24 protein-coding genes and 1 pseudogene are annotated in these 25,014 nt (G+C 54.8%); 11 read left to right on the top strand and 14 right to left on the bottom strand.

What is annotated here, in order from left to right:
* Positions 1-5 precede the first annotated feature (5 nt).
* Positions 6-449 carry a GNAT family N-acetyltransferase gene (locus JOD97_RS19260; protein WP_209721706.1) on the bottom strand — a complete coding sequence of 148 codons (444 nt, stop codon included), beginning with the start codon at positions 447-449 and terminating at the stop codon, positions 6-8.
* A gap of 89 nt (positions 450-538) precedes the next feature.
* A complete protein-coding gene (locus JOD97_RS19255) occupies positions 539-2,296 on the bottom strand; it encodes a DUF3300 domain-containing protein (RefSeq protein WP_209721703.1) in 1,758 nt (585 codons plus the stop codon).
* Positions 2,297-2,494: 198 nt separating this feature from the next.
* On the opposite strand from JOD97_RS19255, the gene JOD97_RS19250 reads away from it, so the two are divergent.
* Together JOD97_RS19250 and JOD97_RS19245 are read left to right on the top strand one after the other, a co-directional pair.
* Positions 2,495-3,142 carry a dihydrofolate reductase family protein gene (locus tag JOD97_RS19250; RefSeq protein ID WP_209721700.1) on the top strand — a complete coding sequence of 216 codons (648 nt, stop codon included), beginning with the start codon at positions 2,495-2,497 and terminating at the stop codon, positions 3,140-3,142.
* A gap of 19 nt (positions 3,143-3,161) precedes the next feature.
* On the top strand, positions 3,162-3,713 hold the full coding sequence (locus tag JOD97_RS19245; RefSeq protein WP_209721697.1) for an NADPH-dependent FMN reductase: 552 nt from the start codon (positions 3,162-3,164) through the stop codon (positions 3,711-3,713).
* Between the two features lie 111 nt (positions 3,714-3,824).
* Here the strand turns inward: JOD97_RS19245 and JOD97_RS19240 are convergent, their stop codons facing one another.
* Positions 3,825-4,055 carry a hypothetical protein gene (locus JOD97_RS19240; RefSeq protein ID WP_209721694.1) on the bottom strand — a complete coding sequence of 77 codons (231 nt, stop codon included), beginning with the start codon at positions 4,053-4,055 and terminating at the stop codon, positions 3,825-3,827.
* Between the two features lie 129 nt (positions 4,056-4,184).
* Here JOD97_RS19240 and JOD97_RS19235 point away from each other — a divergent pair, with 129 nt between their 5' ends.
* From JOD97_RS19235 to JOD97_RS19210, 6 genes and pseudogenes are all read left to right on the top strand, one after another.
* The gene (locus JOD97_RS19235) at positions 4,185-5,180 is read left to right on the top strand and encodes an SDR family oxidoreductase (RefSeq protein WP_209721691.1); all 996 of its coding nucleotides are present in this window, start codon (positions 4,185-4,187) and stop codon (positions 5,178-5,180) included.
* Positions 5,181-5,441: 261 nt separating this feature from the next.
* Positions 5,442-5,933 carry a type VI secretion system tube protein Hcp gene (locus tag JOD97_RS19230; protein WP_209721688.1) on the top strand — a complete coding sequence of 164 codons (492 nt, stop codon included), beginning with the start codon at positions 5,442-5,444 and terminating at the stop codon, positions 5,931-5,933.
* Positions 5,934-5,944: 11 nt separating this feature from the next.
* Complete coding sequence (locus tag JOD97_RS19225) at positions 5,945-6,463, top strand: hypothetical protein (protein ID WP_209721685.1); 519 nt, start codon at positions 5,945-5,947, stop codon at positions 6,461-6,463.
* On the top strand, positions 6,460-6,834 hold the full coding sequence (locus tag JOD97_RS19220) for a hypothetical protein (RefSeq protein ID WP_209721682.1): 375 nt from the start codon (positions 6,460-6,462) through the stop codon (positions 6,832-6,834). The genes JOD97_RS19225 and JOD97_RS19220 overlap by 4 nt, the downstream gene beginning before the upstream one ends.
* Positions 6,835-7,488: 654 nt before the next feature.
* Positions 7,489-8,049, top strand: a complete 561-nt coding sequence (locus tag JOD97_RS19215) for a hypothetical protein (RefSeq protein WP_209721679.1) — start codon at positions 7,489-7,491, stop codon at positions 8,047-8,049.
* A gap of 17 nt (positions 8,050-8,066) precedes the next feature.
* A pseudogene (locus JOD97_RS19210) lies at positions 8,067-8,252 on the top strand (transposase); the annotation flags it as partial.
* 176 nt (positions 8,253-8,428) lie between these two features.
* On the opposite strand, the gene JOD97_RS19205 reads toward JOD97_RS19210, so the two are convergent.
* The 6 genes from JOD97_RS19205 to JOD97_RS19180 all read right to left on the bottom strand — a co-directional run bounded on the left by JOD97_RS19205 (position 8,429) and on the right by JOD97_RS19180 (position 14,918).
* Positions 8,429-8,971, bottom strand: coding sequence for a hypothetical protein (locus JOD97_RS19205; RefSeq protein ID WP_209721676.1), 543 nt, complete (start codon positions 8,969-8,971; stop codon positions 8,429-8,431).
* Complete coding sequence (locus JOD97_RS19200; protein WP_209721673.1) at positions 8,953-9,513, bottom strand: hypothetical protein; 561 nt, start codon at positions 9,511-9,513, stop codon at positions 8,953-8,955. The genes JOD97_RS19205 and JOD97_RS19200 overlap by 19 nt, the downstream gene beginning before the upstream one ends.
* 268 nt (positions 9,514-9,781) lie before the next feature.
* Positions 9,782-10,372 (bottom strand): hypothetical protein, encoded by a 591-nt coding sequence (locus JOD97_RS19195; protein WP_209721670.1) that lies wholly within the window; start codon positions 10,370-10,372, stop codon positions 9,782-9,784.
* Positions 10,373-10,779: 407 nt separating this feature from the next.
* Positions 10,780-11,838 carry an AAA family ATPase gene (locus JOD97_RS19190; RefSeq protein WP_209721667.1) on the bottom strand — a complete coding sequence of 353 codons (1,059 nt, stop codon included), beginning with the start codon at positions 11,836-11,838 and terminating at the stop codon, positions 10,780-10,782.
* Entirely contained in the window at positions 11,823-13,397 is a 1,575-nt protein-coding gene (locus JOD97_RS19185) for an ATP-dependent endonuclease (RefSeq protein ID WP_209721664.1), read from the bottom strand. The genes JOD97_RS19190 and JOD97_RS19185 overlap by 16 nt, the downstream gene beginning before the upstream one ends.
* Positions 13,398-13,475: 78 nt before the next feature.
* A complete protein-coding gene (locus JOD97_RS19180; RefSeq protein WP_209721661.1) occupies positions 13,476-14,918 on the bottom strand; it encodes a DUF6035 family protein in 1,443 nt (480 codons plus the stop codon).
* 1,019 nt (positions 14,919-15,937) lie between these two features.
* Between JOD97_RS19180 and JOD97_RS19175 the strand changes: the two genes are divergently transcribed.
* Together JOD97_RS19175 and JOD97_RS19170 are read left to right on the top strand one after the other, a co-directional pair.
* Positions 15,938-17,500, top strand: coding sequence for an AAA family ATPase (locus JOD97_RS19175; protein ID WP_209721658.1), 1,563 nt, complete (start codon positions 15,938-15,940; stop codon positions 17,498-17,500).
* 69 nt (positions 17,501-17,569) lie between these two features.
* Positions 17,570-18,370 (top strand): HNH endonuclease, encoded by an 801-nt coding sequence (locus JOD97_RS19170; RefSeq protein ID WP_209721656.1) that lies wholly within the window; start codon positions 17,570-17,572, stop codon positions 18,368-18,370.
* Positions 18,371-18,592: 222 nt separating this feature from the next.
* Here the strand turns inward: JOD97_RS19170 and JOD97_RS19165 are convergent, their stop codons facing one another.
* The 5 genes from JOD97_RS19165 to glmS all read right to left on the bottom strand — a co-directional run bounded on the left by JOD97_RS19165 (position 18,593) and on the right by glmS (position 24,016).
* A complete protein-coding gene (locus tag JOD97_RS19165; protein ID WP_209721653.1) occupies positions 18,593-19,003 on the bottom strand; it encodes a hypothetical protein in 411 nt (136 codons plus the stop codon).
* Between the two features lie 35 nt (positions 19,004-19,038).
* Positions 19,039-20,193: an AAA family ATPase gene (locus tag JOD97_RS19160; protein ID WP_209721650.1), complete on the bottom strand. Its 1,155-nt coding sequence runs from the start codon at positions 20,191-20,193 to the stop codon at positions 19,039-19,041.
* Positions 20,194-20,387: 194 nt separating this feature from the next.
* Positions 20,388-21,464 (bottom strand): TniQ family protein, encoded by a 1,077-nt coding sequence (locus JOD97_RS19155; RefSeq protein ID WP_209721647.1) that lies wholly within the window; start codon positions 21,462-21,464, stop codon positions 20,388-20,390.
* Positions 21,465-21,497: 33 nt separating this feature from the next.
* On the bottom strand, positions 21,498-21,902 hold the full coding sequence (locus JOD97_RS19150; RefSeq protein ID WP_209721644.1) for a hypothetical protein: 405 nt from the start codon (positions 21,900-21,902) through the stop codon (positions 21,498-21,500).
* A gap of 284 nt (positions 21,903-22,186) precedes the next feature.
* Positions 22,187-24,016: a glutamine--fructose-6-phosphate transaminase (isomerizing) gene (gene glmS, locus JOD97_RS19145; RefSeq protein WP_209721641.1), complete on the bottom strand. Its 1,830-nt coding sequence runs from the start codon at positions 24,014-24,016 to the stop codon at positions 22,187-22,189.
* 139 nt (positions 24,017-24,155) lie between these two features.
* Here glmS and JOD97_RS19140 point away from each other — a divergent pair, with 139 nt between their 5' ends.
* Positions 24,156-24,608, top strand: coding sequence for an Lrp/AsnC family transcriptional regulator (locus JOD97_RS19140; protein WP_209721638.1), 453 nt, complete (start codon positions 24,156-24,158; stop codon positions 24,606-24,608).
* Positions 24,609-25,014 lie beyond the last annotated feature (406 nt).

Here is a 25,014-nt window from a genome sequence, read left to right as displayed (position 1 = left end):
TGTCGTTACAGGGAAAACTCGAAGGTGAGGTAGTCCTTGTCCAGCTCCCAGCCATTCGACCGATACAGCTGTTGCGCGCTTTCGTTGTCGACCGCCGTGGACAGCGTCAGCGCCAGCGCGCCGTACTCCCTGGCGACCACTTTCGCCTTGTCCAGCAAGGCCTTGCCGCGCCCCGTGCCGCGCGCCTGCGGGACCACATACAAGTCGTTCAGGATAAATTTCTTGCGCATCGATACGGAAGAGTAGATCGGATAGAGCTGCGCGAAGCCGACATTCGCGCCGGCTTCGTCGCGCGCCAGCAGGATCACCGATTGCTGGTGAATCATCCGTTCCGACAGGAAGCGTTTGGCCGCTTCCGGATCGGATGGCTTGCCGTAGAAAACGCGGTACTCGTTAAACAATACCGCCGCTGCGTCGATGTCGAAAATGTTGGCTATTTCAATATTCATTCACGGGTCTCCATTTAGTTGTCAATTATACCATGACGTGATGTGCATTGTTGCCGCCACGCACGGAAGCACCGATGGAGACCCCGACGTTAGCCATGCCGCTCCGGCGCCGCATGCTTGTCATGATTGTGGGCGCTTTGCTCATGCTTCTCCACATGCTTGACCGGATGTTGCTCGACAGGGCGGGGATGCGCGTTATGCGCAGCCAGCACGTCCTGGTGCATCGCCTGGGGCTGCACATGGCTAGGATGATCGGCTTCGCGGTTCGGCAACGGCGCGTGCTGCATGCCGGGCTCCGCGCGCGGGGCTGGCGGGAGGTGCGTCAGGGCGGCGCTTCTTTCTTGCTCCATGTGCTCGCGCATCGCATCGGCGTGCGGCCGCTCCATCTGCGCCTGGGCTGGCATTCGGTCGACTCGGCGCTCTTCATGTGGGGGTTTCATCGCTTCAGGCGGCGCCATCTTCGCGGCCGACGATGCGTGCGCCACTGGTGGCGGCTGGTGCAGGTCGCGCTGAGCCATTGGTGGCGTCGGCGCGTTGTGCGGCACCGCCGCCAATTGATTCAAGTGAGGAGCTGCGGCGGCGTGCATCGGCTGTGCCGGCGTGGCAGGCATCGGACGTGAGCCGGGAACGGCATCGCGCTGCGTGAAGTGCGGCATGCTCATCATCCCGCCCTGGCGCTGCGACGGCGGATTGGCCGCCATCGCAGCCACATGGGCAGGGGGAACTGGCGCGGCATTGGGCGCGAAGTGCGGCGCGTTCATCATGGCTGCGGGTCGTGGCGCGGCATTGTTGATGGCGAAGTTTTGCGTGCGGTTGACAACGTTGTTGACGTTGTTGGTGGTCCGATAGTTGTTGTTGGTAACGTTGATGTTATTCACATGATTCACGACCGTCACCGATTTCGAAATATAAGTCGAATTGTTGTACACCACCGCAGGGCGATGCCAGCCGCCATCGTAGCCGCGATCCGGAGCGGGCCCGCCCCAGTTGACGCCCCACGCATTCCAGCCCCAGTCATGATGATGGCTTACCGCCGCGCCCACCAGCACGCCTATGCCGAACGATAACGCGCCGGTCGTCACCAGCGTCTCGGTGCTGTAGGCAGGTTGATGATAAGTCCAGCCCGGGTACACCGGCATTGGCGCGCCATAGACGACGGTCGGATTGTACTGCGGCACATAGACGACATCCGGCTGCGCCGGCTCGATGACGATGGTTTGCGGCGGCGGCGGTATGACCGCCGGCCCCGAGTAGACCACCGGTTCCGACGGCGACTCCGTGATGTAGGTCGTTGCCGGCGCAGTATGGACAACGGTCGAGACCCTCAGGTGCGGTGACGTTTTCAGGTTGCCGGACTGCTGGGCGCGCGAGCGCAGCACCTGGATCGCGTTCATCACATCGTTCGGATCGTTGACATAGGCCTCGCCCAGCGCTGTCGTCCACTGGATGTTATTTGCCATTTGGCCCAGCACGCTGGGGAAGGTGGTCAGCGATTTGACGCTGACGTCCCACGGCTGGCTGGCCTCGGCCGCCTGCAGCGGCTCCCCCTTCAACGATGGGTTCTGGGCCAGCCACTGGTTGGCGGCGGAGATCTGGTCCGGATACGTCGCGCCGGCCAGCACCTGGCCGACCAGCTTGTCCGGGAAGAGGGCGATCGGCGCGACCATCTGCGACAGCTGATCGGCAGTCGGCGGCGTGTACGGCGCCGGCTGCGGAGATGTCGCGGTGGGCGCCGCGCTGGTCTGCTGCGGTGTATCGCCGGGCTTGTTGCAACCCGCGAGAACCAGCAGGCTCAGTATCAACGACGACGACACCGCAGTTTTAAAATGCCTCGCATGAGCGCCCATAATCGACATCCTTCCTTGCTGAAAAGTATGAATGTAGATTAACAGGCGACCGCAGTTGAAGCTGTTACGGGTTGTAACGTGCGCGGGCTAGGCCCCGAGGTGGAAGCGCTTGAAGACGTTTTCCGATTGTTTGCATTTTTCTTCTGGATGCCTCATATTTAAGCTCCGATTTAATCGCCTCAACGCGAAGGAGATGTGATGGCCGAGCTCAAAGTACAGTGCTTCACCGTGTCGCTCGACGGCTACGGCGCGGGCCCGGACCAGAGCCTGGAGAAACCGATGGGTAAGAACGCGGAGGAACTGCACAATTGGTTCCGCGGCACCCGTACCTTCCAGCGCATGCTGGGAGACGAAAGCAAAGGAACGGACGGCCCTGACGAGGATTTCGCCGCGCGCGGCTTCGAGAACATCGGCGCCTGGATCCTGGGCCGGAATATGTTCGGTCCGATCCGTGGAGAGTGGCCGGACGATAACTGGAAGGGCTGGTGGGGCGATGAACCGCCGTACCACGTTCCCGTGTTCGTGCTGACCCACCACGCGCGCGCGCCGCTGGAGATGAAAGGCGGGACCACCTTCTATTTCGTCACTGACGGTATCGAGTCCGCCTACGCTCAAGCGATGAAAGCCGCGAACGGCAAGGACGTGCGGTTAGGCGGTGGCGTGGCCACCGTTCGTGAGTATCTGCAGGCCGGCCTGGTCGACGAGATGCATCTGGCGATCTCGCCTGTGCTGCTCGGATCGGGTGAATCGTTGTTCGCGGGACTGGACCTGGCAAGCTTGGGATTCCGCTGCACCGAACATGTGCCGACGCAAGCTGCGACGCATGTCGTGCTGCGGAAAAACTAAGCCATCGCCACGATCTGACATGGTGAAAATTCTGGGACTATCCGGCAGCCTGAGGGCTGCCTCCGTCAACACCGCGATGCTCAACGCGATGGCCCAAGTGGCGCAAGAGGGCATCCACTTCAGCCTGTATGCCGACCTGGCATCGGTTCCCTTGTTCAATCCGGATCTGGAAGGCCACGAAGCGCCTTCCGTGCACGCGCTGCGCGCCGCGCTGCGGGAGGCCGATGCCGTCGTAATCGCCAGCCCGGAATACGCGCACGGCGTGACCGGCGTCATCAAGAACGCGCTCGACTGGATCGTCGGCTCAGGAGAGCTTGTCGACAAGCCCGTCGGGTTATTGATCGCCTCGTCACGATCCCTCTATGCGCCGGAAGCACTGCGCAAGACATTGGTGGTGATGGGTGCCCAAGTGGTCGAGGGCGCGTATCTAGCTGTTCCCATCAACAACAGCCATGCAAGCGACGCCGATATCCTGGCGATTCCCGACGCGGTCGCCGTGCTGCTTGACGTGCTCGACGTTCTTGCCGCTGCGGTGCAGGCGCGATCGGAGACTGCACCGCTGGAAGCCTGATACCGGGAAGCCTCGGTATTCGTCAGATTGACTCAGTGCAGCCGACATCATTGCCCTGCGCATCCGTCCAGGCAGGATATTGCCCATCTGCTCCTTCAGCGAACTACTGATTCATTTGCTGCGGCGTGAGCGCGAGCGCGCGCTGCTGCTCTTGCGACGGGAGGCCGAGCGGCTGGGCGGCCTGTGGCTGGATTTTTTTGTCTCACCGGCTTGGGCGCGCTGTTTGTTGACGATGCGCGAGGCGACCTCTTCTTCCCGGCCTTTGTAGCGCCCCTCTTTTTTGAATTTCCGCTCGATCTTTTTGTACTCGCGCTCGCGCTTTGGACTGGCACCGGTGGGCATGGCGTTCTCCTTTTTCAAAATGGACTTTCAGGATACTTTTTGGCGCTGCGGCTGTATGCGAAGTTCCGCACAGTCCGCAACCGAAAAAGCACGAAAGATGGTTACTCACCATTGAAGAAAGGACCTACGATGACCGCTCCCAACTCTTCGCGCCGCGCACTGGTCGGCGCCGCCGCCACCGGCCTGATGGGCGCCGCCCTGGCGCCCGCGCGCGCCCAAAGTGGCAACGCCAGTGGCGCCGACATGCCGCCCAAAGATCCCGTCACCGCCTATCCAGCCCCGCCATTTCCCAAGCAGCAACAACCATGGCCCGGCTTGACCAGCAAAATGAATCCGCGCCCGGACCATGGCGAAACCAGTTACAAGGGATCGGGGCGGCTCAAAGGCCGCAAGGCCTTGTTGACCGGCGGCGATTCCGGCATCGGCCGCGCCGCCGCCATTGCCTTCGCGCGCGAAGGCGCGGACGTTGCCATTAATTATTTGCCGGCCGAGGAAGCCGATGCGCGCGAAGTGGTGGCGTTGATCCGCGCCGAAGGCCGCAAGGCAGTCGCCATTCCCGGCGACATCAAGGATGAGGCTTTCTGTAAAAAGCTGGTGGCCGACGCCGCACGCGAGCTGGGCGGGCTGGACATTCTAGTCAACAACGCCGCCCGCCAATTCTCGCGCGACTCCATCCTGGACATGACCACCGCGCAGTTTGACGAAACCTTCAAGACCAATGTCTACGCGATGTTCTGGATCACCAAGGCGGCCGTGCCGCTGCTCAAGCCGGGCGCGACCATCATCAACACCACGTCGGTCAACGCCTATGAGCCAAGCGAAAACCTGATCGATTACGCCGCCACCAAGGGCGCGATCATGATCTTCACCAAAGGCCTGGCCAAGCAACTGGCGCCGAAGGGCATCCGCGTCAACGCGGTGGCGCCGGGACCGTTCTGGACGCCTTTGCAGGTGACCGGCGGTCAGCCGGTGGACAAGTTGCCGGAATTCGGCGCCGATACGCCGTTGAAGCGGCCAGGCCAGCCGGCCGAACTGGCGGGCATCTATGTGCTGCTCGCGTCCAATGAGTCGAGCTATTCCACCGGCCAAGTGTACGGCGCCGTGGGCGGCAGAGGCGGACCTTGATCCGTGGCGCCCCGGCGGTCATTGCGGACCGGCTTGCTGCCTGGCGCGACTGCTCACGCGCCAGGTCGCGGGTAAGATGGCTTCGCGAGCTTAGCGAAGCTCATAAAAGTACGACACCTAAGCTAACGCTACTGACAACTTCAGTCCCGCTCGACTTCGACGCCTTTGCACTCTCATAGACATAAGGCTTGATCAGTCCCAAACCATCCTCCAGCGGTGATCGCAACAATGCTTTGCACCCCAACTATCTCTGGAGACATCATGGCAATTGACGTGTACTTGCAAATCGACGGCATCAAGGGCGAATCGACCGATTCTGCGCACCAAGGATGGATAGAACTAACCTCGGTCCATATGGGGGTCGCACAACCCCGAAGTGCCACCTCATCAACAGGGGGCGGCCACACCGCCGAGCGCTGTGAACATCGCACCCTGTCATTCTCCAAGCTTGTCGACATGGCGTCACCTATCCTGATGCAAACCTGCTCTACAGGCAAGACCATCCCGAAGGCAAAGCTCGAATTCATGCGGGCCGACGGCGAAGGAAAACCTGTGAAATATTACGAGGTCGAACTGGAGAACGTCATGATCGCCAACATGGACCAGTTGATGAACGAAGGTGACATTTTGCATGACGCTATCGGAATACGCTTCTCCAAGGTGAAATGGAAATACACCCAACAGAAGATTGGCGGCGGCATGGGCGGCAACACGGCTGGCGGCTGGGATCTCTCCAGCAACAAGTGCGCCTGAAGGAGTAGGCTATGTCTAAGGGAGTTCCAATTCAGCCGAGGAGTTCAAAGGGCTTCATCATGCTGCCCCAAGCGCCAGAGGATGCAGGATATTACGTGTACGGGAATGTGAACAACATGCCGGGGACCGGACCACTGGCGCAGTACGCCCACCCGAACCTGATGTCACTGATTTTTTACATCGAGCGCGAGTGGCAGGCGATCGATGACCGGAAATTCGGAATCGGAAACATCAGCCTGGCTGATGGAAGTAGATTCGATCACGCCACCCATCGTAAGGGCATTGAAATGGATTGCCGCCCGGTTCGGAAGGATAAGATGGTTGGACAAGCGGCTCGCTGTTCGCGCTTCGATGCCATCTATGATCGCGATGCAACACTCAGGCTGATATGCCTCTTTGCTGAACACCCGATGGTCAACCTCATTTACTTCAACGACGACGTGATCCAGCAGGCCATCGGCGGCGGCATCGTGACATCGTCCCTCGGCCACAGCGACCACTTCCATGTTCAAATCAAGGAGATGTTATGAACGCCCGCCTACTCATCCTGATCAGCATGCTGACGCTGTTCACGGTATGCCAAGCCGCCGAGAAAGAACCGCAAGGCCGATATTTGGCTACGCCACTTAAAGGCGATTACTATGTCTATGGCGGAACACTGTCGGAGAAGCTGCCGCCGACAGCAAAAGACCGGAAGGTGTCATTTATGTTCAGCGGCGAGCTGGCGAAAGATTTGTTCAGTCAAATTGGCTCGGACGTGAAACATGCGTGCACCGCGACAGCCGGCTATCATGAAAGACGCAAGGGCGATCTCGTTTGTATCCTTGATGAAGGTGAGTACAGTTGTTATTTGGGGCTCGATGTGGCGACAGGAAAAAGCACCAATGGAGTGATCTGTTGAATTCCCCCAGCTCCAGATGAACAGATTCAGCCTGTTGATGATGCTACCGAAGCACGGCAACGTCCAAGACCGAACGCGGTGGTTTTATTAAAACCGCGTTCGTTTGCAAGTAGCGGACACTTGCTCGGCCTGCACTTAAATTGGGATTACATTAGTTGAAAATTTTAGATAATTGGCTCGCGCCATCAGGTACTCGCACGCTATTTTGGGGTGTTGTGGCTTCGGCACCCCTGACGGTGGATTTGTCCTGGTTTGGAAAAATCATAGTCTATCGATGAAGCACCTTGGGTACATTGAAACCCAGCGAGTTCTTCGAGCGAGTTCTTCGAGCTATGTTAAAGACCTGCCATTCAAATAACGTCTGCAGTGTGCAACTTGACTTATCAAAGGCAGAGCGCAACGAAGGGCCGACAACATTCGATTGGCTCGTTGAGATAATCAAAGATTATGGACCGGGTGGCTCTGAGCAAGAAGACGGTGTTGAACTAGTTTTGGAGTGAATTTTCCGGGAGGTGCCGCGCCGCCAAGAGCAGCCACTCGTGCCAAGCGAAATTTCTGAAAATATAAGTCTTAAAAGAGCAGTGGTCCGAATTGCGAATTCATTCGGAGCTACTCCAGGACCGTAACCAGTTGTTCTTTATGTTGGACATCCGCATGCACGAATTCGAACCGCATCACAACCTCGACCTTGATGCGGCAGCTGCAAAGGAGTCTGCCGCGAAGCTGAACGCATTTCGTAATAGACTTATCCAAGAACGCTGGCTCAGTACTCTGATCCTGAGCATCCATCTGGAACTCGAGGCAATGATGGAGGCGCTTATTCGCGAGGCAAAGTTGAAGCTTGGGAAGCGTGCATCTTCGCGAGACGCGACGTTCTTTGCAAAGGTCTCTCAGTGTGAGGTGCTCACACTGCTTGACATCAAGGTCATCAGCTGCCTAAGAGCAGTGAACAAACTCAGGAATGAATTAGCACACAATCTTGATAACAAACCTAGCAGCGAGAGCGTCTTTCGCTTCATCGAATCAATGTCGGCGATGCATCCGCTTTCCGTTTCCGACGGAACCAACCAGCCAGCTAGGAGCCTGGGGACCTTCAATTCAATTCGTGAGCATTTCACTGGGACTGAAGCCGAGAATCTCGAGGAGCTCGTCTTTGTTTCTCTAATGATGCTGCGAGTGACTCTTCTCAGGACACTCGATGAGTCAAGAGGATAATGACGTCTCGTGTGGCGCGCGGGTCGAATGAAAATACTAATGGGTTGTTGCGGCAGTATTTTCCAAAGGGCCTGGACCTGTCCACTTATCCGCTGGATAAACTAGACGAGGTAGCCAGAAGGTTGAACGAATGCCCTAGAAAGATGCTCAACTACCAGACACCGGCTCAACGATTTGACCGATGTGTTGCGTTGACCGATTGAACCCACAGGCGGAAGCCGCCTGTCATCTGACGCGTTGTGTCAGGTCAGGTCGGAGCTAGTACAGATAACCATAGTTCGGCTGGTCTGCATCAGTAGAGAAGACTTTCAATGGATGCACGCGGCTGAAAATACTAGGATCTCGCTTCTGTGTGCGGCAACCCGGTATCAGTTTCAGGCTAGAAAAATGTTAGTACGCGGAGCTCTTTTTCATCCGGCTTGTATTCGAGTCCAACTAACCTCCGAGCCGGAGGACCACTCGGTCTTTTCAACTCGATCATGAGGTTGAACTTCATTACCTTATGCTGTTCGAGATGCTCGAGGTTGTAGATATAGCTGGAATTGACCTTCGATTGGATCAGCGCTGCTATCTCATCTCTATCGGCGTTTCCCAGCCCTGCCGAGTCGAGTTTTCCTTGCTTTGCTTTTTGCAGATAGCCGAGCTTGGCCTCGTCAAGAACGACGGTGAAATCGCGGAGCTGCATAACGTTGTCGGAAATCGCATTTAGGGCCATTTCCGAATCCTCCTTGAAGGCCGAAAAAACCGGCCTCTCGATCTTGTACGACAGGTAGATGCCGAAGTAGTTCGACTGAAGGCTCGCTATCTTGTACCCAAATTTCTCCAAGGGGTACATCGTGATGTTGATGTCCTCACTGTTCGGGCGATCATCCTCATGCCCAAGGATAATCGTATTGCCGTGCTTCAGGAAGAAATTGACCATGCTGAACGAGAGGATGGTTTTCGCACGGACCCGGTGGATGTTGGGATATAACCGAGATATGCGGGGTATCTTGTGAGTTTCGTATGAAGGTGCAATAAGGCGGGAGCGGATAAATTGTTGACGTAGACCGCATAAAGGAGCGTGGAATGGCGGAATTCAAAAGAGCGGGATAGAAGCATTGACTCTTGCAGCACTTCGAATGCCAGTTTCTGATCTGTGCAGAGAATGTCCCCACAAAGGACGCTTTGCGTTACGCGCCTGTCCAGAAGCGGAAGGAGGTGGGATAACACCTCTCGACCGTAGGCCATTGAGTCGATTTCTGTAGAGTCGAAGACGAAGGCAGCTTCGTGCTTGTCAGCCTTGGGTACCAACGCGGATCGGAGCGAGGCGTAGTCGATGCCCTTTGATGCGAGGATTCTGACAGTGTCCCCGTGCATGTGAAGAATTTCCCTCTGCATTTCCGGTGCGCCGACATCGAAGAAGTCCCGGATAATCCCTAGCATCAGGTGGCCACGGGCGTTGATGGTATGGATCGGTTGCATTGGCGTTCTCTTTTGCGTGTATCGATTTGTATGTCTGCAGTGGCGACTGGCGTGTGATTTGTAGAAGTGCCGCAAAGCTAGTTGGCCATTTCGTGTTTTTGAAATATCCTAGCTCCTTTCTGTATTCCATATATATGGGCGTCCTGCTTGCTCCACTCGATCATGTGTATGTAGGCGATGTCCGTCCAGTGCCCACGCTTTCCCTCAGTCGGCCGATCGGTGGCGATGCCGACCACAGTCGAGACTCCCGGGCAGCGCCCCCGCACGACTAGGCAACGGAGGGCAAGTTCACGGGAGCGGAGCTCCCTGTCCGCTGAGTCGCCCCTAGGAAGACGAAGGCCGTGCTGTTGGCCGCGATGATGGACCGTGCTGCGATCTTTTCCCCCTCGGGGCCTAGGTAGGCAATCAACGAATCGGCGAGGTTTGCACGGTGGCAGCGTGGCTGCACGGCCATTGCGACTAACGCGAGCTCATTTTTCGTGACCTGCTTGTTATGCATGTAGAACATGCCGTCAGTAAGGAGGTCGTCCGCGTAGTGCTCTATGAGGCGATCCCATGCGTATGACGACCTTAGGTCGGCGTTCCTGGCCGCGTATTCGGCAGAAGCGACGATCTCCTTCCATATGTCCCGGGTAATTATCGCCACATCTGGTATGGTGCCGTCGGCGCCGATCATGCTAAAGGAGGGACCATTCTGGATGTAGAGCCCGAGAAGGTCCTCCGGTCCGCCGCCGTCGAAAACCGGTTTCACTCCGCGCACGGCAAGAGCTTCAACGGCGGACAAGTAGCACACGAAGTCGGTAATAGTATCTAGTTCGCTGAAAGCCGCCGCAAGCACCTGCTCGTCGAGTACGTGCACGAAGCCGTTTCCGAAATCGCCCCACTGCAACGGAACTTGTCCCCTTGAGCCAAGGGAAACGGAAATACGTTGGTATTTGCGCCGCTCGTTCGGAGGAAGCGCGATTTCCCCGCCGTCGCTCCGGAATATGCTTTCAGCGGAACGGAGCCATCGCTCGGCCCCCAGATCTGCTGTACGGACTTGTCAATTAGCGCTGCTGGTCCAGCGCTTCCACCCGGTAGCGTCGCCGGTTTCCCTATATTCGATTTCTTTGACCGAGATCACTATCACGTGATCGCCGCAAACTACCAGGCAATCACAGAGCTCTTTCCCCTTCTTTCTCAGCGGATTCGGATGGGTCCAGAGTTGGAGGAACGCTCGCTCACATAGCCATGCGACGAACTGCTCGGACTGGGTTAGACCTGCTGTCATTCCGTACTCCGGTCAGGTATTGAAGCCTTGTAATGCTTGAGAAGCGCCCCAGGAATTAGGTAAAGGTTCTGATTCGCACGGGTGCAGGCAACGTAGAGCTTGTTTCGGGTACTGGCCGGAAGCGTTGTTAGCTTGCCTTTCGCGTACGCCTTCGCGACGTTGTCGGGTAGGACCACGCAGACGTCGTTGAAATGGTCGAGTCCCTTCGACGCTCCCCAGTTCAGCGAATGGCACTTATACTTGCTGCTCTCGCTGTAGAAGAGCTTTACAGTCTCATCGTCCAAGAACAGCTCGTCGGCTCGTCGCTGCTCAGATACTAGCTCGACCATTGCCTCCTGCCTGCCCTGCGCCTGCATTTCTATTCCCAGCTGGGACTTCACGAAATCGCAAATCGCGGGCGCGCAGCGATGGCTCTTGGCCAGTGATTTGTCGTCGACTGCGATGTCCATCTTCTGGAAGCGCTCACGATACTTCGCATAGTCGTCGTGCAGCGTTTTGTTGGTGGCTCCGTCTCTGCTCGTGTCGAAGGTGTGCTGGTAGAAATCACCGACTAGGAGCACGTCAACGTCCGAGGCGGAGGCGACGGCGGACAGGAGGTTGAAATCGTGTCCTGCAAAATCCTGTACTTCGTCTACCAAGAGCGAGTCAAAGTACTTTTCCATACGGGCCACAATATCAGGAATAGCATTACGTTTCTCTAGAAACAGGGCCAGCCTGCCGTAGTAGATCCTGCGTGCTCCATCAAGGTAGTAATCTGCCGAGTCTCTGGAGAATCTCAGAGTCCGGGCCGGAGGAGTGTCCCAGTTGAGTCCACGGGTCTTCATCACCATCGCGAAGAGTGGGCGGTAGCAAAACGAGTTCAGGAAGGAAAAATATGTAGCTAGCTTTATGTTTGGTGGTATGTAGCCGAACTTCTGGATGACTCTGGAGCGGAGGTTGGCCAGGTTGTTATCGGTGAAGGTCAGGATCAGGTATCTTTCTTCCTGCGTAAGGCTCTCGATGAGCATCCGCGTCTTTCCCGAACCCGCGACGGCGAATACTACGTTCTTACCCATTCGATGGCCTTTTGGATGTAGGGCGGGGTAGCCAGGACTGCCTCTTTTTTGTCGAGGAGCTCGAAGGCCGCGTCGGCCTTGTTTTTTAGCATGTAGTCCTGCACTGGCAGAGACTTTCGTCCGCGGGCGAACAGTTCGTCGCATGCGGCGGTGTTGTCTTCGTACATGCAGATCTCGAAGGTTCTGCGTGCGTTCGATGGGTCGGCGAACACCTCAACATGGCCCAGGCCAGCGAAGCTAGAATAGCTGTCGATGCAGTTCTTCTGGTGATCGCCGTCGTTGTCACGGATAACCGCCGTCTTTATTTCCAGCGCCTTTGCGAGCTCAAGGTAGCGCTTAAAGCTCGTGCCGCCCACCGATATCACGTGTACGTCATCCTGTTCGGGCGTACGCCCCCATGTGACCTTCTTGTAGAAAGCTTCCATAAGGATGAATTCCGCATCACCTTCGACGAGGATGACCTTCTTCGAAAGGATAAACTCAAGCACGCTGTTATCTGGAGCCTTCATAAAGAAGTCGGCCGTGCCGACCGATAGGCCATTCAAAAGAAGGGGGATGCCCGAGCTACTGTTCAGCATGACCACCTTCCGCAGATCTAGGCGTGTGCAGATCAGACTGCTGTGAGTCGCGAGGAAAATCTGCTTGGTCTTCGACTCCCGGATGCTCTGTATGAGTTTCTTGGTGTTCAGATGGCTCAGGTGGTTCTCCGGTTCCTCCAGTAAAATAGCGTCCAGCGTGTAGGTACCGGCGTTTTTCTTGAGCGCGAATTCGGTCTTGATCAGACATTGTTTCCCCTTCCCTTTGTTCTCAATGGGGATGTCGCCCTCGGTGATGACCAGGTCTGTTTCCAGGTTGGACTTTGCATTGTTGCGCACGGTGAACTTGTAGTCGCTGAGGGTGTCGTTGAGCTCGGCGAGGATGTCAGTCCTAAACAGCGTTTTGTGTTTCCGATACTCGTTCTGGAACTTGTACTTCTGCAGAGCGCTGGCGTGGGCGCCGTACATGGACTTGGTGTACTCCCTGGTGGCGTATTCATGGTTGATCTGGGAGCTGTCGATCAGCAGGTGCCGGATGTACTTCGAGTAGCCGGAATAGGGCTGGTCCGCGAAGGTTAAGAACCTGACGGCGTAGTATTCAAACGGGAAGTTCTCGCCGGGCTGCGCAAGGATGTCAGCAATTTCCTTGCCGAATTCGTCCATGGGAGCGCAGACCATCCGTAGGCCGTCGCATTGCTTGCCAAGCGAGTTGTTTTTGCCGTTAAGCTCGGGGTTTCCCTGGTCGCTGAGGTAGATTTCCACGAACATGGTGGGTAGCTTCCCGACGGATCTGGCTCCTTCTGAGAAGAACCTGGCGAGGATGTCGATGTTGAGGAGGCTCTCGATCCCCGCCGAATCCACTTTGCTGCGGCTTCCGCTCAGCGCCAAGTCGAGCGCTGTCAGTATCGAACTCTTTCCGGCTTCGTTGTCGCCGATGAGGATGTTCATTTCACTATCGAAGTCCACCTCGAACTGTTCAAATTTCTTGAAGTTGGATAGCCGGATTTTTTCAATTGTTTTCATGGAATGGTATGGTTGGAGTAGAGCCGATTGCAGTTTCCGCTTGCCGCGGCACCGGGTAGATGGAAACGGGCATCATGCTCAAGCCCGCGCGGGCTGTTGAGCCGGCAGTAGTTCTCCTAGTTCTGGAAAGAGGAATTCCACCACGGCGCGGCATCTTTCGTGTGGTGTGAACGGCGCTGGATCGCTGACGTAGTCCTTCCGCGCCGTGGCAAGCTTGTGCGTGAACTTACGGTTGGTATCCTGCCGGTTGAGCAGGTCCGAGTTGCCGAATGCCCTGATCGCGCGCATGAACCATTGCAGATCGCGCTTGTGGCTGCTTATGATTCCGTGGGCGACTGCGACTAGAGTTCCTCTTCGGTCGCAGATCGCGAGGCCGTGTTTTGCGCAGTAAAGGACCTTCAGGGTCGTGAAGTAATCCCAGATGTATGGTGTTGCCTCGACGCCGAGGACTTGCAGGCGCCGCTGGAAAGCCCTCCATTTCCCGGAGGCCTCGTCCTCTTTGTCGAGGGGGCCTTCGGCCAGCCACCAGTTCTCGATCTCTGCGCGGAGCGCATCTGCTGCGGAGCGCGGCTCCAGGGCGCTCCTTGCGGCGGCGAAGTCGAACCAGAACGCTCGTTGAGTCTCTGGGTGCAAGGTGAGAGAGTGGAAGGGCAGGAGTTTCCGGTGGAGGCCGGAAAGTCCACCGTCATTCATTGGTTGAACCCAAACGCATTCGACGAGGAACTCTTTAGCTTCGATTGAAGACTCTACGGTTTTTTGGTTAACTACGAAGGCGTTCAGATTGTTGCTGAAGAAGATGTCATCTTCCGTGAGACGCCGATACTCCTGTTCGAATTCGGCGAAAATCCAAAATAGGAGCGCGCCTTCTGCTTGATAGAAAATCCGCCTGGCGGCAATCACTGACAGTGGTGTGGTAGAGAGCTGAATCTCGAATGCCACACGGATATTGCCGTAGTGCGCCGTGATATCTGGCTTCCGCCATTGCGAAAGCACGGTTCCCTTCCAACGTGCTTCTTGGCAGATCGAGTCGAAGCGTCCGTCGAGAGTCAGGCATTGTGTTATCCAGTCCTTCATCCGCAAGTGCAGCTTGCTTTCCTTGGCGCCGTTGTACTTTCGGGCGTCGATCTCGTTCTGGTTTAGTTCCCCCGAAGTGTTAGCCGGGCAGTTCCCATCTTGCTCACGGTGCTTGAAGAAGAAGCGCCGCCTGTTGGGGCTTGAGCAAACGTGCACAGCGACGCCGCAGATGGAGCACCGGTACAGTGGGTCGGATTGCAAACGCATCCTTACCCTCATGCGAAGGTCCATCAGAATCGTGATGTCCTTTCCGAAGATGTCGCGGACAGCTCGGTGCTGTCCCGTTTCCATACACATCACTTCTCGGATTTCCGGGTCTTCAACTACGAGCCACTCGTTCGTCTCAGGCTGCTCTTGCTTACGTCTAGGATGGACGCGCAGTTGCCGGTCGACTGCGGGATCAAAGGGGGAAAAATCCGAATTTCGAATTTGGTTTGTTGGCTTCATTGGACGCGAAAGCTTGCTTTCTAAAGATAGATCATGCCGCCGCGATGGCGTCCTGGTCTCGATTAACGCAGACTACGTTGGCTAATACAGAATTAGCTTTTAAGTGCCAGAAGTTTTTTTGAAGCAAGAGTCTCCTCTTCTGCCAACGCGTCGAAGCCTCACCAATTTTGCCACTGTCGAGTAGATATTGCCAATGGTCAATCTGGAGCCTTCGATAAGGGAAAAACGATCCCCCTTCCCCTTGTAGATCAGGGAGTTATGAAAAGCGGCTGGCTCGCCCACCATGTTGTTGCAACTCGCATTTCGCTAGTTTCGTGCGATTACATTTTCTGTTCCCGCGATCAGGGCATGGATTTACGCTAATGTGAGCGGTTTAAGTAAATCGGCAGGTACTTTGCAAGTAGAATGCTTGGAGCTGCAGCTGCCCGAAGGCTAGAACCAGCTGCATATGCTTGGCTTTACCGAAACGACCCAGCTTGGCTGAAAGAGCAGCACGTTTTGTTTGAAAATTGTGATCGAATGGTAACCATGCGGATGTCAGATTGAGACGGGCCGATGAGCGTTATGCACACGGATTGAAATTAGCGCTGATTAAACAAGTTTCGCGCGGTAGTATCCATCATAAGTACTTGGATCACGTTTGCGCCTGGCCTTCGGAGGGTATTCCTCACGCCTATGAGCTGGCCTCGGACGATGTCGCTATTCATGCGAATACGAATTTACAGCCATCGCAAATTGGCGAGGGCTTGTTTTATAATAGATAAGCCACTTTGATTTGCGCTCTTTGCGCATTAAGCAGCGTACGCTTGACTGACGGAGAGCATAGATTTTTGACCGCGAGAGGGTTTCTGACCTACATCGAGGCTGTGATACTGTGGCCTGCTATGGCGGAGGCGCTGCTGCCATATTATATATATTCAGAAATTTAATCTATTCAGTTAGCTGTTAAAGGGGGTGTATCGTCATATCCGGTATTTCATCCGCTGTTACCATTCAACTTTTCGACGTGTCTGTTGGCTATGAATAATCCCAAGTTGCACTTTCAAAAATTACAATATGGCAATCGTTCTGCTCCTGCTGGGGCCGATGTCATCTATTTGAATCCCAACAATTGGGACGATTTCGGCTTTAAGACTCAGTTTGCGGTCACTTTATGTCGAAGTGACGGTGATAGGAAATATATTGGAGAAGTGAAGATTGGATTTGTAGATCAGCCCGAAGGCTGGACGGCACACACTATGCCAGAAATATTTGAGGTGCTTCCACATGAATTTTTTTCAGTTGGACAAAGTGAAGACTTCTACGCAAATCTAATGGAGCTGACCGAGGCAGAGCGGATTACCATTACGGCGGGCTTACGAGATGTTGCTGCTGAAGCTATTCCAATAGATGTACTGGAAAACCAAAAGGTATTTCATACATCCCTATTGCGCGGTGTGAGCTATTCGTCGATTGGCGGGCAATTCAGACGGATTCTCGAAGGCGGTGCGCTGCAGACTCCATACGACTTTGTCTACAAGGTTATGCAGGACAACGAGACTGCTGGTATTGAACTGCAATTTACGGTAGAAACCGAGGTGAAGCCCTCCACCAATATTCACGTCCTAATAGGAAGGAATGGAATAGGCAAGACGTCCTTGCTCAATGGAATGATTTCTGCGTTAGTGAAGAACCATCCAATTCGCCGTGGATCTGGGGTTTTCTGGGACATTTCAAAGCCAAGTGGTGCTCTACAAATTGACAACGATTTTTTCACCGCCCTTGTATCTGTTTCATTCAGCGCCTTTGATCCATTTACGCCACCTCCGGACAACAACGATCCGACTCAGCATATCAAGTATTCCTATGTGGGATTGAAAACCGTAAACGTCGATGGCTCTGAGCCTTGGAGTGAACACAAGGAAATGGAGCACTTTGCAGATGACTTTGTAGAAAGTTTGGGAAATTGTCTTCGTTTTGAACAGGTTAAGAAAAGGTGGGTGCGGGCTATTCGCTTCCTAGAGTCTGATGAAAACTTCGCGGAGATGAATCTGACCCGTCTGGCTGAAGAGGGAGGATACAACCAACTGCATGACATAAAAGATACGTTATTCAAGAAGATGAGCTCAGGCCACGCAATTGTGTTGCTGACCATGACAAAGTTAGTAGAACGAGTGGAGGAGAAGACTCTTGTACTCATGGATGAGCCGGAGAGTCACCTCCACCCCCCCTTACTGTCTGCATTTACGCGAGCATTGGCTGACCTGTTGACCAATAGAAATGGCGTAGCTATCATCGCGACTCATTCCCCTGTCGTACTCCAAGAAGTTCCCAAACGTTGCGTTTGGAAACTTCGACGAAACAGGCTTATCGCCAATGCAGATCGCCCTGTAAGCGAGACATTTGGCGAGAACGTAGGTGTCCTTACTAGAGAGGTCTTTAACCTTGAAGTAGATAAGTCGGGATTTCATAATCTTCTTGCAAAAAGCGTTGCCGATGGGGGAACCTTCGATGCCATCGTCGCTGAGTATCGAGGCCAAATTGGCTTCGAAGGGCGAGCAATTCTACGGTCACTTATCGCCACACGCGACAGCGGAGTTTAATCAATGCGAGTAATGGCTCGTCCCGCTACTTCAGCTAGCGACACCCTCACATTGTGCGTGAGCGGAATTGTGAACGCCTCTTTGCGGGAGAGAATTTTGGAGCTCGCTCCCACTTTCGCTCTCGCCGGTTCAAATTATTCCGCTGCGGGAATCACTGGTGAACTCTACAGTTTTCCTGTAAATAACCAACCAAACGAAGAAATAGTAATCGGCCGCGTGAGGAAAGACGAACTGAAGGATATGTATTCCTACTATCTAGTCGAGAAATCTAAACCGGGCCGTTCTGTATACGACTTGATACTGTCATCAGCGCCCAATGGGATATGCCCACTTTGTGGCGTGGGGCATGCGGTAACGCTCGATCACTTTCTTCCAAAAGCAAAGTTCCCGATTTTTTCGATACTGCCGCTGAATCTCATTCCCGCATGTCGTGACTGCAATACTGGCAAGTTGACCGCCTACGCAAAAACGTTTGGTGAGCAATCTTTGCACCCCTACTTTGACCATGGAAAATATATTGACGATCAGTGGTTGTTTGCAAGGGTAGAACAAACTGTGCCAGCATCTATAAGATTTTTCGTGGCTCCGCCAGCGAACTGGCCAGATGGCGACAAGGAACGCGTTCTGTCGCATTTCATGTCACTAAAACTCGGTGAACGATTTTCAGTCCTGGCTGCAGGCGAACTTGCTAGCATAAACGCTATGCTAAAGGCCTATATCGTAGGGATCGGACCATACGCGGTCAGAGAGTATCTAAATGCATGTACGATGGCCGAACTTAGCCTGCACAAGAATTCTTGGAAGGCCGCCATGTTCTTGGCGCTTGCCGGTAGTAATTGGTTTTGCCAAACCGGCTTTCAACTAGAGTAGGGGCCCTTTGATTTCGTTCCAAGGTATTTAGGTGACCGGAAAACAGACCCCAGACCAGGCTGCTGCTTCAGGTGGCAATGAATCGGAAGGTGCTCCAAGCTCTCGGGTTTATTTCCATAATAGTCCGGCCTCCAACTTACTAGCGCTGCACTTGCGATATTGGGGCGTCAGTAGTAAGCTCAGACCAGCAAGGTGGGATTGGCCCTTACTCAGAATTTGCGCCTAAGCTATGACGTTGAAAATCAAATCGCCCTTCATAATTGCAATGATTTTTTCTTGAGCCAAACGACGATGCAAGTCTTGCGCAACTGCAAATGAAATGCCTTTTGTTGGCGCAATTAACAACGGCCGCCCATCGACTTCTGGCCAATCATATTCAGCAATTTTCTCGCGTAACCATTTTGCTTTCTCGAAAATTTTGTCCAAGTGGTCGTAGCTAATTTCATGTACTTCGACGTAGATTGCACCTTGTTTGAGGAGGCCGATGTAGTAGTCCCAGCGACTTCCATTGGGATCAATTTTCGCGAAACACTTATCTATATCGACCGATTCAACCACGACCATGCCGTCTAAGCAAATCTTGTTTTGGTCCGCTTTTTTAAGCGCATCTAGCCCGTCATGAACGATGATCATCGCACCAGCGAGGGCAGTCTTCCTTCGAGTTACCATTAAAGGCCCCGGGCAACGGCACGCGAAACAAGAGCACTGAGGTTCGTGATTCCGCCCCAACCGGCTGCAACCGGATCATTGCTATTAATATCAAAGGCAGATATATCCGTACATTTATGCTTAAATTGCTCGTACGTCATGGCATACGCTTGGATACTCTTTCCAAGTAGAGACGTTGCCATTGGCTTGAGGACTGGACTATCGATGTTCAATGCCTCCAAGACCGCCTTAAGCCGCCGAGGAGATTTACTCTTTTGCAGAGTCTTGATCGCCCAGATGAGTTCAAGGACGTAAGGCGAATGCGTTGATATGCATACCTTGTATCCGCGGTGCATGAGTTCGAAAGCAAGTAACATAACGGAGTTGATAGCGAACGGGTGCAGACCCATTTCCGGCTCCTCGATCACTGCCCACTTGTAGGCTTGGTGAGCCGAAACTTTACCCGCTGGCAGTAGCTGATACAGGCCAAGCAGGAGGGGAGCAAACTCTCGCTGTCCAGCTGACCATTCGAGGAACGGAAGTTCGACCGAAGTACCCTTCGTATGCCCAGGATACCGTATGACGAGTCTTTTTCGTCCTCCAGCCGAATTTAGTAATAGCTGCCCACCATGAAAGATTGAGTTTTCGATGCTATTTCTAATAGGAGCTTTCAACCGGTCCGTCTGGGGGAAGATTGTGGCGCCGTTTCGCCCGACGCCACGGCTAAATTGCTCTAGTACGTTTTGACTAAACTGACGAACCACATAGGGGTCGCCACCCTCAAAACTACTAAAAGGGCGCGGCCATCCGCCAGCCATAGTCATCACACGCTGCGCAGGGACAAAGAATACGCTGGGGTCTCGCAACGCCGTGCGCTGTGACTTGTCGCTCAGTAAGGACTTCCCGTCCCAGAGTATGTTCGTACTATTCCCGAAAGTGTCTAGATACCCCTCACCAAGATACGCTGAGAGCAGGCCAAACTTCTTCGTACGGTCCCAATCCACACCATTTTCGCGCAAATGCCTGGCAATCACAGGACGGTCTATAGCGAACTTCAGCAATTGCAAGACCAAACTCTTCCCCGTAGCCTGCGGACCAACCAAAATTGTAAGGTCGCCAAATTTGATCTTCGCGTCGGTTATTTGCGCAAAGTTGTGGATGTCTAGGGTTGGCAAAGGACTCCTCCGGCATTAAATGCGAGTAAAGTAATGGGAACTGATCTAACGAAAAACGCTTAATGACAAATTTTGAAAAATCAGAGAAAACAACTTGGAAAATAAATGAAAATTTCATCCTATTATCTACTGTGAACGAACCTTATAGCAAAATTCTGTTCGCTTGGGGGCCACATCCTTGCAACATATACTATTCATTGTTCTTCCTTCGAGCCGCTCTCGAGTTGCCAATACTTCGCGACGCTGCGTAACCAAAACTCGAATTTCTCTGATGGGATACCGTACGCCAGACACACCGTTTCAAGTGTCGATCCGTCGATAAATGCGCGCCGCGCAAGTTGAAGAGGTAGATCTGGGTCTCGCGAACTAGGCTTCATCTCTTCCTGGTGGGCAGACTGTAGCCGGACTTCGATTTCGTCGGCAGATCCGAAAAGGATTGACAAGGCAAGCGCACACGTTGGCCCGGGGTATGCCACATGTTTGTCCTTGCACGATCCGTCCAAGCGGCCGATGTAAGTGCCTTGAGTTTTATTGGCAATTTCCGGCCAAAAGCGTTCTACCCAATCTTGCGGAAGCACGTCTTTCGCTAAGTCGCTTAAGAGCCGCCTTTTCCCAGCCTGAGAAAACCGTAGCCCACGTTGGCGACAGCCTTCTTGGATGACTTTGTTCAGCGCTATGCTGCTATAGGCGGTGTTTCGGTTGAGCCATCGTCTTAGCAATTCCGCATAACGGCCGAGCACCGAATTTGGAGCAATTTCTAATGGAGCCATGCACAGATTACCCTCATGCAGCTCGACTGCGTCGGCCGGCAGCAATTCAAAGGTAGATAGCGGGAACCGTATGAGTGGAATCTGGTGCTCTAAACACCAGTCCACTGTGTGCATGTTGTGCACTCGGCGCCAGTAGCTCGGCTTGTCTGTGTCTATGGCATCCTTTACGCACCTGATGCATGACCGCGCTTCAACCTTCGGACGAAAGGAGATATTGGAGCTAGCTACATGCGATGAAACAACACTCTCCTCGCGCTTCGTACCTGCATGAGCTGAGATCGCTCGCTGAAGCGGCAGAAGGGTGTGCCCGAACGCAATCTGATGCGGAGTGCTCCAGAAATGTTCGGCTAGCACGTGGAGCGTTGGTGTCGAATCTGGCAGCCCATGCACAAGGCGTAGCCCCTGCAATAAATTTGCTTCTCCGGTGCAGCCATTTATGACGCAGAGACGGCCGACAACTCCGGCCAAGAGTTCATCTGGTTGACGGTGAGTGATATTCATCGAGTGATTTTCGCATCCTTTCGTGCGTGATCGCTACGCAAACGTGCCGGATTCAGAAATCGCTAACAGATTGGATAAGATCGCAATTCCCGCCATCGTATCGAGGGACGATACTAGTCGTATACTCTTAAAAGCTCCTACAGGATTGCTCAGCCATTTCCCGAGCCAGGCGGCAGGATCAAACCTCGCATCTAGGTTATTTCGTTGTACGATTGTATCGATCTGACCGATTAGTGCCATGAGTCTGAGAATGCGCTCTGAAGCGTCGGAGCTAAAGCGACTAGATCCACTCGGTACACGAAGATCCTTGCACAACGCTTGTACTGGAATTTTGAGATCGGCGGCCAACTCGCCGAGCTCAGCCTGCTCAACGCCAACATGGATGGCGGCAATGCGTTCCAATGGCTGGGCCAGATATGCGCGAGCATACTGTTTCATCACAATCTCCAAGAGTCGCGCGGCACGGCCGTGGGCATGGGAAGTTGTACTTCTGCTTCTGCACAGATCATACGCGACCTGATCAGGAATGGGAGTCTGGGCGCTATGCCGAACGACGCGGTTTATCGACTTCCGACGGACTTTCCGAGTCAATGCAAATGCAGTGGTCACAGAGCTACTAGTCCGACCAACTTTGCCGATAACATCGATGTCTGTAGAATCAAGGACTTGATCTCCAGAATCCTGACCAACTTTATTGTTTCAAGTCACCTGCTACCGATCTCCTACTCGACTGTGACCGACTTCGCCAAATTTCTCGGCTTATCCACATCCGTCCCCCTGGCCAGCGCCGAATGGTACGCCAGCAGCTGCAACGACACCACGTGCAAGATCGGTGACAGCAAACCATAGTGCTCCGGCAAACGAATCACGTGCACGCCTTCACCAGGCGTGATGCGCGAATCGACGTCGGCGAACACGTACAGCTCACCGCCACGCGCGCGTACTTCCTGCATGTTCGATTTCAACTTCTCGATCAGCGCGTCGTTTGGTGCGATGGTGACGACCGGCATTTCCTCGGTGACCAAGGCCAGCGGGCCGTGCTTCAGCTCCCCGGCCGGATACGCCTCGGCGTGGATATACGAAATCTCCTTAAGCTTGAGCGCGCCCTCAAGCGCGATCGGGTAGTGCATGCCGCGCCCCAGGAACAGCGCGTTCTCTTTACGCGCAAAATCATCGGCCCAGGCGATGATCAACGGCTCCAGCGCCAACACGGCGGAGATCGCAACCGGCAAGTGGCGCATCGCTTTCAGATGCTGCGCTTCCTCGGCGTCGGTCAAGCGGCCATTGATCTGCGCCAGCGACAAAGTCAGCAGGAACAACGCGGCCAGTTGCGTGGTGAAGGCCTTGGTCGAGGCGACGCCAACCTCCACGCCGGCACGCGTGATATAGGCCAGCTTGCACTCACGCACCATGGCGCTGGTGGAGACGTTGCAGATCGTCAGCGTGTGCTCCATGCCCAAGCTGCGCGCATGTTTCAGCGCGGCCAAGGTGTCGGCCGTTTCGCCGCTTTGCGAGATCGTAACAACCAGCGTGTTGGGGTGCGGCACGCTGTCGCGGTAGCGGTATTCGCTGGCGATTTCGACGTTGACCGGGATCTTGGCGACCGATTCGATCCAGTATTTGGCCGTCAGGCCCGAGTAGTAGCTGGTGCCGCAGGCGAGGATCAGCACGCGGTCGATCTGCTTGAAGACGTTGTAGGCGCCGTCGCCGAACAGCTCCGGCATGATGCCGGTGACGCCTTCGAGCGTGTCGCCGATAACGCGCGGTTGCTCGAAGATTTCCTTTTGCATGTAGTGGCGGTACGGACCCAGCTCGGCCGCGCCGGTGTGCGCCTGCACGGTTTTGACTTCGCGCTGCACCGGCTTGCCGTTGACGTCGACGATCCAGGTGCGGCCCAGTTGCAGGTCGACCACGTCGCCTTCTTCCAGGTAGATGATCTGGTCGGTGGTGCCGGCCAGCGCCATGGCGTCGGAGGCGACGAAGTTCTCACCCTGGCCAATGCCGACGATCAGCGGCGAACCCTGGCGCGCGGCCACCACGCGGTGCGGCTCCTCGCGGCAGAAGACGGCGATCGCGTACGCGCCGTGCAGGCGTTTGACGGCGTGCTGGACGGTGTCGAACAGGTCGCCGTTGTACATGTGGTCGACCAGGTGGGCGATCACTTCGGTGTCGGTCTGGCTTTGGAAGACGTAGCCGAGCGCGGTCAGTTCGGCGCGTAGCTCGTCGTGGTTTTCAATGATGCCGTTGTGGACCAGCGCGATGCGCGCCTGGTCGGCCGACGGCGAGAAGTGCGGGTGGGCGTTGTGCGAGGCCGGGGCGCCGTGCGTGGCCCAGCGCGTGTGGGCGATGCCGGTGAAGCCTTTCATGTGCGCTTCGTCGATCTGCTTTTCCAGGTCGGCCACGCGCGAGGTGCTGCGCGAGCGTTGCAGTTGGCCGTCGACGTGCAGGGCGACGCCGCAGGAGTCGTAGCCGCGATATTCCAGGCGCTTGAGGCCTTCGATCAGGATAGGGGTGATGTTGCGTTGCGCTACCGCGCCGACGATGCCGCACATAGAAACCTCTGCTATTAAGTTAGGAGGCCATCGTAGAGCAGCCTCGGTGAAATATGCTTTCTTATTGCCGTATATTCTGAAATAATCTTTCATCACTTAGATATCGTGAAATATTATTTCATTTGGATGGATTATTTTTATGGATGAGATAGATCGTCGCATTCTCAATCTGCTGCAGGTTGATGCGTCACAAACCAATAGCGAGCTGGCGCTGGCCGTCCATGTGTCGCCGCCGACCTGTTTGCGCCGGGTTAAACAGTTGACCGAGAGCGGGGTCATCCAGCGGCAGGTGGCGATCGTGGCGCCGGAGAAGGTCGGGCCGAGCTTGACGGCGATTGTGGAAATCTCGCTGGATGTTCAGGCGGCCGAGCGCATGGCGGAGTTCGAGGCGCGCGTGGCGGGGGAGGAGACGGTGTTGCAGTGTTACCGGGTGGCGCCGGGGCCGGATTTCGTGCTGATTGTGCAGGTGGCGGATATGCCTGCTTATCATGCGCTGGCGCATCGGTTGTTCGCGACGCAAGCCAATGTGCGGAATGTGAAGGCGTATTTTTCCACGTTTAGGAGCAAATTCGAGACGCGGATTGCGGTGTAGGGCGGATTAGCGCAGCGTAATCGGCCATCGATGCGCCGTCGGGATGCATGCATGGCCGATTACGGCGTTCCGCCTAATCCGCCCTACGTGGTTATTCAGTCATTTATACGGTGGTTGTGCACAGCTTTGTTCACAGCTCGTTTCTGACTCCGGGACTTTTCCCTTGGTTTGCACAGCTTGTTCAGGGGTTTTGCGACCGCTTATACCCAAGCTTATCCACAGTAAAAAGTTATCCTGCGTTATCCATGTGATTTCCCACAGGTTTATCCACAATGTCATCACCATTGTGGCGGGATGCGGCTTTGCGGACTACCCTTGCTCATTTGAGCGAAGTTGTCCTGGCGTTGTCCCTGGCTTATACCCGGCTTCTTAAGGGCTTATCAGCAGGCTTCTCCACATCCTTATC

The organism is Duganella sp. 1411, assembly GCF_017833525.1.
Lineage (GTDB): Bacteria > Pseudomonadota > Gammaproteobacteria > Burkholderiales > Burkholderiaceae_D > Rugamonas.
This window is presented reverse-complemented; position numbering and strand designations above follow the sequence as displayed.

Excerpts from the sequence above, each read along its gene's own strand:
- JOD97_RS19260 (WP_209721706.1), bottom strand. The coding sequence starts at position 449 with ATGAATATTGAAATAGCCAACATTTTCGACATCGACGCAGCGGCGGTA.
- JOD97_RS19235 (WP_209721691.1), top strand. The coding sequence starts at position 4,185 with ATGACCGCTCCCAACTCTTCGCGCCGCGCACTGGTCGGCGCCGCCGCC.
- JOD97_RS19250 (WP_209721700.1), top strand. The coding sequence starts at position 2,495 with ATGGCCGAGCTCAAAGTACAGTGCTTCACCGTGTCGCTCGACGGCTAC.
- JOD97_RS19200 (WP_209721673.1), bottom strand. The coding sequence starts at position 9,513 with ATGCAACCGATCCATACCATCAACGCCCGTGGCCACCTGATGCTAGGG.
- JOD97_RS19185 (WP_209721664.1), bottom strand. The coding sequence starts at position 13,397 with ATGAAAACAATTGAAAAAATCCGGCTATCCAACTTCAAGAAATTTGAA.
- JOD97_RS19220 (WP_209721682.1), top strand. The coding sequence starts at position 6,460 with ATGAACGCCCGCCTACTCATCCTGATCAGCATGCTGACGCTGTTCACG.
- JOD97_RS19140 (WP_209721638.1), top strand. The coding sequence starts at position 24,156 with ATGGATGAGATAGATCGTCGCATTCTCAATCTGCTGCAGGTTGATGCG.
- JOD97_RS19155 (WP_209721647.1), bottom strand. The coding sequence starts at position 21,464 with ATGAATATCACTCACCGTCAACCAGATGAACTCTTGGCCGGAGTTGTC.
- JOD97_RS19180 (WP_209721661.1), bottom strand. The coding sequence starts at position 14,918 with ATGAAGCCAACAAACCAAATTCGAAATTCGGATTTTTCCCCCTTTGAT.
- JOD97_RS19215 (WP_209721679.1), top strand. The coding sequence starts at position 7,489 with ATGCACGAATTCGAACCGCATCACAACCTCGACCTTGATGCGGCAGCT.
- JOD97_RS19165 (WP_209721653.1), bottom strand. The coding sequence starts at position 19,003 with ATGATCATCGTTCATGACGGGCTAGATGCGCTTAAAAAAGCGGACCAA.
- JOD97_RS19205 (WP_209721676.1), bottom strand. The coding sequence starts at position 8,971 with ATGGTCAATTTCTTCCTGAAGCACGGCAATACGATTATCCTTGGGCAT.
- JOD97_RS19245 (WP_209721697.1), top strand. The coding sequence starts at position 3,162 with ATGGTGAAAATTCTGGGACTATCCGGCAGCCTGAGGGCTGCCTCCGTC.
- JOD97_RS19230 (WP_209721688.1), top strand. The coding sequence starts at position 5,442 with ATGGCAATTGACGTGTACTTGCAAATCGACGGCATCAAGGGCGAATCG.
- JOD97_RS19240 (WP_209721694.1), bottom strand. The coding sequence starts at position 4,055 with ATGCCCACCGGTGCCAGTCCAAAGCGCGAGCGCGAGTACAAAAAGATC.
- JOD97_RS19150 (WP_209721644.1), bottom strand. The coding sequence starts at position 21,902 with ATGAAACAGTATGCTCGCGCATATCTGGCCCAGCCATTGGAACGCATT.
- JOD97_RS19225 (WP_209721685.1), top strand. The coding sequence starts at position 5,945 with ATGTCTAAGGGAGTTCCAATTCAGCCGAGGAGTTCAAAGGGCTTCATC.
- JOD97_RS19255 (WP_209721703.1), bottom strand. The coding sequence starts at position 2,296 with ATGGGCGCTCATGCGAGGCATTTTAAAACTGCGGTGTCGTCGTCGTTG.
- JOD97_RS19190 (WP_209721667.1), bottom strand. The coding sequence starts at position 11,838 with ATGGGTAAGAACGTAGTATTCGCCGTCGCGGGTTCGGGAAAGACGCGG.
- glmS (WP_209721641.1), bottom strand. The coding sequence starts at position 24,016 with ATGTGCGGCATCGTCGGCGCGGTAGCGCAACGCAACATCACCCCTATC.
- JOD97_RS19175 (WP_209721658.1), top strand. The coding sequence starts at position 15,938 with ATGAATAATCCCAAGTTGCACTTTCAAAAATTACAATATGGCAATCGT.